Genomic DNA, 4703 nt, shown 5'->3' on the forward strand with positions numbered 1-4703 from the left:
GCCGCAAGCTGACACTCATCCGGTCCTCCGGGATGAGCCGGGGTTGTCCAAGCTACACCACCTCCTGGGACACGATCGACACTGAACTGAATCGCTGGCTGGAACACTTCCACAAAGTGTCCTCGCTGCGCTTCGTGGACAACAAGAAGGCGGCGAAGGTTATTTCCTCGCTCAAGGCAATGGCCGATCGCAAACAGAATTGATTTTGAAGCGCCTTCAAAGTCCGTAGGCGCGGTTTTGCGGTCAAAGCGACCGGGAGTGCGTCCCGGTCGGAAGATTGCGCCTCTTGCCGTTTTAAAAAGTTTCGAGGATCATCACGACATCGGCCCTGTCGAGACGCCAGCCGTCCTCCGTAGGCAGGTCGGTTGCAGGGAATCCGGCTGTGCGGATGACCTGCGTCAAGGCGCGCGACACGGTGTTATTCTCGCGGCCGTAGGACCGTCGTTCTCGACGGGATCGCCATGCGGGGTTCATGCGAGGCCCCGCCGCGCCTCACCTTCAAACATAGAGGGCAGGCCGTCCACAAACCGTTGTGGGTATAATCAAGTCAATACCCAACGGTATGTTACCGTTCATGCGGATCACATGGAAAGACAGCAAGGGGAACGAGATCAGCGGTAGGATCGACGCTGCAGCATGGCCCTATATCGAGGCCCTGGGCATCGATAAAGCCGCCCGGCTCTTCCTTATCCTCGGCGGAAGCTGGAACTACCTGCCGCCACGCTATGGTGCGGTGAATGGACGCCGGACAAAACTTTCAAGGGCTGTTGGCGTTCAAGGCATTGCCCTAATGCAGGCTTCTCGGCTTGAACCGGGTCACTTCCGTGTGCCGCTCGCAAAAGAATTTCTTTGCCGTTATCTTCGGTCAAGGGGTCGCAGCGTGAACTTTATAGCTGCGCGATTGCGGATGACTGACACGACCGTCAGAGAGTGCCTCAAGGACGATGAAGCCCGCCGTGTAGGCCTGCTGGCTCTAGGGGGCCGTTTTAGCCGCGCGAAGCTGAAAATATGAGTACCTTCGCCTCAGCCCGTTTGCGCGCAACCCGCTTGCGAATGGAAAGCATCTTGCGGGTATTCCAGTATCGCGACCATGAACATTTCATGGCCCGATGCGAGCGGCAAGCTCTTGAGCGACAGCATCCCCGCCAATCTGCGGGACTATATCGAGGTGCTCGGCATGGATGATGCCGCTCACCTGTTCCGCACGCTCGGCGGCGTTTCCCTGTATATTGCCTCGGAAACACGGGGCCATCAATCCCGGAGCAAGATTGTGCAGACGATCGGGCCGGAAAAGGCGGCGGCGCTGGCTCGGCGTCTCGGGGCGGGCATTCAGCGCATTCGCGAAACCGGCCGTTCCTTGCCCGCTACCTCCGGGCACGGAACATGCCGGTTCTGGAAATCGCACGGCAGTTGCAAGTCTCCGAAGTGTCGATCCGAAACTACCTTCGCGATCCATCGACCAATTCAGGCGAGCGGCGGAGGAAACTCCTCAAGAAGCTTCGCAGGAACGTCGAAGACCAGCTTTCCCGGCTGGAGGCGGACACCGAATGACCGCCGCTTCCGTCACCTCCCTCTCTCGTGTCAAGGACGCACTCTTATGGCGTTGAACGCTGCCCGTAGCCCGTTGTCGATCCGGTTTTGACCTGCCACGTTCGCGGCTATCGTCAGGCCGGGCATGTCGGCCATCTTCTCTTTCCTTCCGTCGATGTCGAAGTCTCCGCCGGCTAGGTCATCGAGTTCGGCAAGGAAGACTTCATACTCTACAACGCCCGTCGCGCGGCCGGCGGCGCGACGAAGCGCATCGAGTTCGGCTACGAAGGCAAGCGCTATGCGATGGTGAAGGACACCCTTGAGAGCAAGGTGCCGCGCGAATATGCCCGTGACGCGTCGGCCGTTCCCGGCATTGATCTTGGCATGCGTGCCAGCAGCAAGGTTATGAATTCGCTGACCCTGACGCTGGAGAACGATCAGGCGCGGCTTGCCACCAACGCTGCGAACTACGACGCCGCGCACAAGGAAACGCTGTCCGGAACCGACCAGTGGAAGCATGCCAGCAGCAAGCCGACGGCGATCATTTCCGAGGCCCGGCAGGCGATCCGCAGTTCCTGCGGCATGTATCCGAACGTCATGGTGCTCGGGCCGGTCGCCTATGCGGCCCTGAAGGACAACGAGTACATCACCAACCGCTTCCGCAACGTCGACATCGTGACGGCCGACATGCTGGCGAAGCTCTTCGAGCTCGACCAGGTCGTTGAAGGCCGCGCCGTCGTCGCCGACGATGCCGGCGCCTTCTCCGATGTCTGGGGCAACTATGCCGTTCTCGCCTATGCGCCTGCCAAGCCGGGCGGGCAGGAGGAGCCGAGCTACGGCTACACCTACACTATGACCGGCCACCCCTTCGTGGAAACGCCGTACTGGGAACCAAACGTGAAAAGCTGGATCTACGGCGTCACCTGTGAACGCCAGCCGGTGTAGGCCGGCATGTCGGCTGGCTTCCTCATCCAGTCCCCGGCGCTGGTGGAGTAGCGGCGATGAAGAGCATCCACCTCACCCGCGCCGGCAGGCATACGAGCAATCAGGGCGCGGCGGTCACGTTCTCGGACACCGATCTTCGCGCCATCGCCGCCGCCTACGATCCGCGCACCCATGAAGCGCCGATCGTCGTCGGCCACCCGAAGACCGACGCTCCGGCCTATGGCTGGGTCAAGAAGCTGGAAGCGCGGCCGGACGGGCTCTACGCCCTGCCGCGTCAGGGGAACCCGGAGTTCTCCGAGATCGTGCGCAGCGGCGCTTACAAGAAGGTGTCGCCGGCCTTCTATCCGCCGTCATCGAAGAGCAATCCGAAGCCCGGCCGCTACTATCTTCGCCACGTTGGCTTCCTCGGCGCGGAGCCGCCGGCCGTCAAGGGCTTGAACGCCATCCAGTTTTCCGAGGCGGAAGACCTGTTCTTCATGGAAGAGGACATGCTGAGCCTGCGCGAACATCGCCTCGACATGCGCGAACGCGAGTGGAAGCGACAGAAGGACGCGGAGACGATCAACCGGATTTGCCGCGAGGGGCGGTTTCCGATCGGCCTTGTTCCCGGCGCGGTCGCGTTCTGCGAAAGCCTGTCGGATCAGGACGAGATTTCCTTCTCCGAAGGGGCTGAGACACGCACGCACGCGCAGTCGCAGTGGTTCCTCGACTTCCTGTCGAAGCTGCCGATGCAGGCGATCGAGGGCGAGCTTTGCAAGGCCGAATTCTCCGAAGGCGACGACGACATGACGTTGCCGGAGGGCTACACGGCCGACCCCTACATGACGGAGGTGCATGCCTTCGCCTACCAGCACATGAAGAAGCATGGCGGCACCTATTTCGAAGCCGTGCGCGAGGCAGAGCGCAACGTGCCGAAACGCTGACAGCGGAGACCTTTCATGCCGAAACAGAGCATTCCGGCACTTGTCTTGACCTTCACGGCCTCGGGAGCCGTCGCCGAGAAACGGGCGATCGGCTTCAACGGCGCGCAGGCGACGACGCAGGGGCAGAAGGTCATAGGCGTTTCGCCGAGGCCGGCCGACGACGGCGGCCTGAGCGATGTCGACGTGGCGGGAACGACCGTCATCGAGACCGGCGGCGCATTCGCGGTCGGCGCGAGCCTGATCGTGGACAATCAGGGCCGCGCGATCGCCTCTGCCGGCAAGCTGGCGCTTGCGGCCGGCGCGACGGCCGTCACCTCGTCGGCCGCGAACGGCAACACGATCTTCACCGGTGGCGACACGCCGGAATTCATCTTCGCCGACGCGCTGGAGCTCTCCAGCGGTGCCGGCAAGTTCGTCGAGGTTTTTCTTCGGCGCTGACCGGCGACGAGGTGAAGGCGGGAAGATTTCGGCTTCCCGTCCGATGGCCCGGCGGCGTCACCCGCGCCGCCGGGTTTCCTTTCTCCCGCGACCACGGATGAACTGGCGCGGGATGAAAAGCGAGGCGGCAAGGGTGTCTGCCGCCTCGCAGGAATTCCGTGATATCGCCCGCTCACCGGCGGCTATCAAAACGAGAAAGCGCCCCTCCGATCCGGGGCGCTTCACCCGCGTAGCTTAAGGATGCGGATCGGCCGCCACACCACGCTTGGCTTCGGAATATTACTACAATGGTTGGGGTTTTGGAAGATGAATCGAATCGAGGCCTGCAAGACCTGCGGAAAGCATGTTTTCGCCGACGATGTCATTGCCGTGCCGATCGCAGAATTCCAGGCGCTCAAAGATGCTGCGGAACAATCGAACAGCCGCGCGCTCATTTCTCGATACCGCGCGGTCTCGCACTCCCGCATCGCCCGCAATCCGGAGCTTGCCGAGTTCATCCTCGACCATTTCGAGAAGATGACGATCATCGAGTTGACGGCGGCGACATTCAAGAAGTTCGGGCGAGACGCTCCATCGCGTTCGTCGATCCACCGCTTCCTGTCGAGCGTAAGGCGACGTTAAAGTGCCTTTACAGCGATCTTGGACTTTTCTCTGGCTCACTCGAATAACGGTCACTCCCGGATCCTTCCGGACCTTATGACACATTCCCGCATAAAGACCGCTATTCCGGATTATCAGTAACATGTCCAGCGCGAAAGGTAACCCGGAATAGCGCGCATAGATAATCCGGCACAGTACACGGCTCACGCTTTGGAGATTGGTATGCATTTTCGGTTTGGGCATTTTTCAGTCCATGCGTGGATTGCT

The 4703-nt window shown here is 61.2% G+C and carries 7 protein-coding genes; all 7 read left to right on the forward strand.

From position 1 onward, the window contains the following. Positions 1–203: hypothetical protein (locus tag ACEVQ6_RS23395; protein ID WP_374891451.1), on the forward strand; the 203-nt coding region annotated here is incomplete at its 5' end. Between the two features lie 371 nt (positions 204–574). After that, positions 575–1012, forward strand: a complete 438-nt coding sequence (locus tag ACEVQ6_RS23400; protein ID WP_374891452.1) for a hypothetical protein — start codon at positions 575–577, stop codon at positions 1010–1012. A gap of 78 nt (positions 1013–1090) precedes the next feature. Continuing rightward, on the forward strand, positions 1091–1642 hold the full coding sequence (locus tag ACEVQ6_RS23405) for a hypothetical protein (protein WP_374891453.1): 552 nt from the start codon (positions 1091–1093) through the stop codon (positions 1640–1642). A 191-nt stretch (positions 1643–1833) separates the two neighbouring features. After that, positions 1834–2475, forward strand: a complete 642-nt coding sequence (locus tag ACEVQ6_RS23410) for a major capsid protein (RefSeq protein WP_374891454.1) — start codon at positions 1834–1836, stop codon at positions 2473–2475. Between the two features lie 56 nt (positions 2476–2531). Next, entirely contained in the window at positions 2532–3398 is an 867-nt protein-coding gene (locus ACEVQ6_RS23415) for a hypothetical protein (protein WP_374891455.1), read from the forward strand. Positions 3399–3413: 15 nt separating this feature from the next. Next, complete coding sequence (locus tag ACEVQ6_RS23420) at positions 3414–3836, forward strand: capsid cement protein (protein WP_374891456.1); 423 nt, start codon at positions 3414–3416, stop codon at positions 3834–3836. 306 nt (positions 3837–4142) lie between these two features. Beyond that, complete coding sequence (locus ACEVQ6_RS23425; RefSeq protein WP_374891457.1) at positions 4143–4457, forward strand: hypothetical protein; 315 nt, start codon at positions 4143–4145, stop codon at positions 4455–4457. The last annotated feature ends 246 nt before the right edge of the window (positions 4458–4703 follow it).

It is taken from the genome of Ensifer soli, assembly GCF_041928815.1.
Lineage (GTDB): Bacteria > Pseudomonadota > Alphaproteobacteria > Rhizobiales > Rhizobiaceae > JBHFEI01.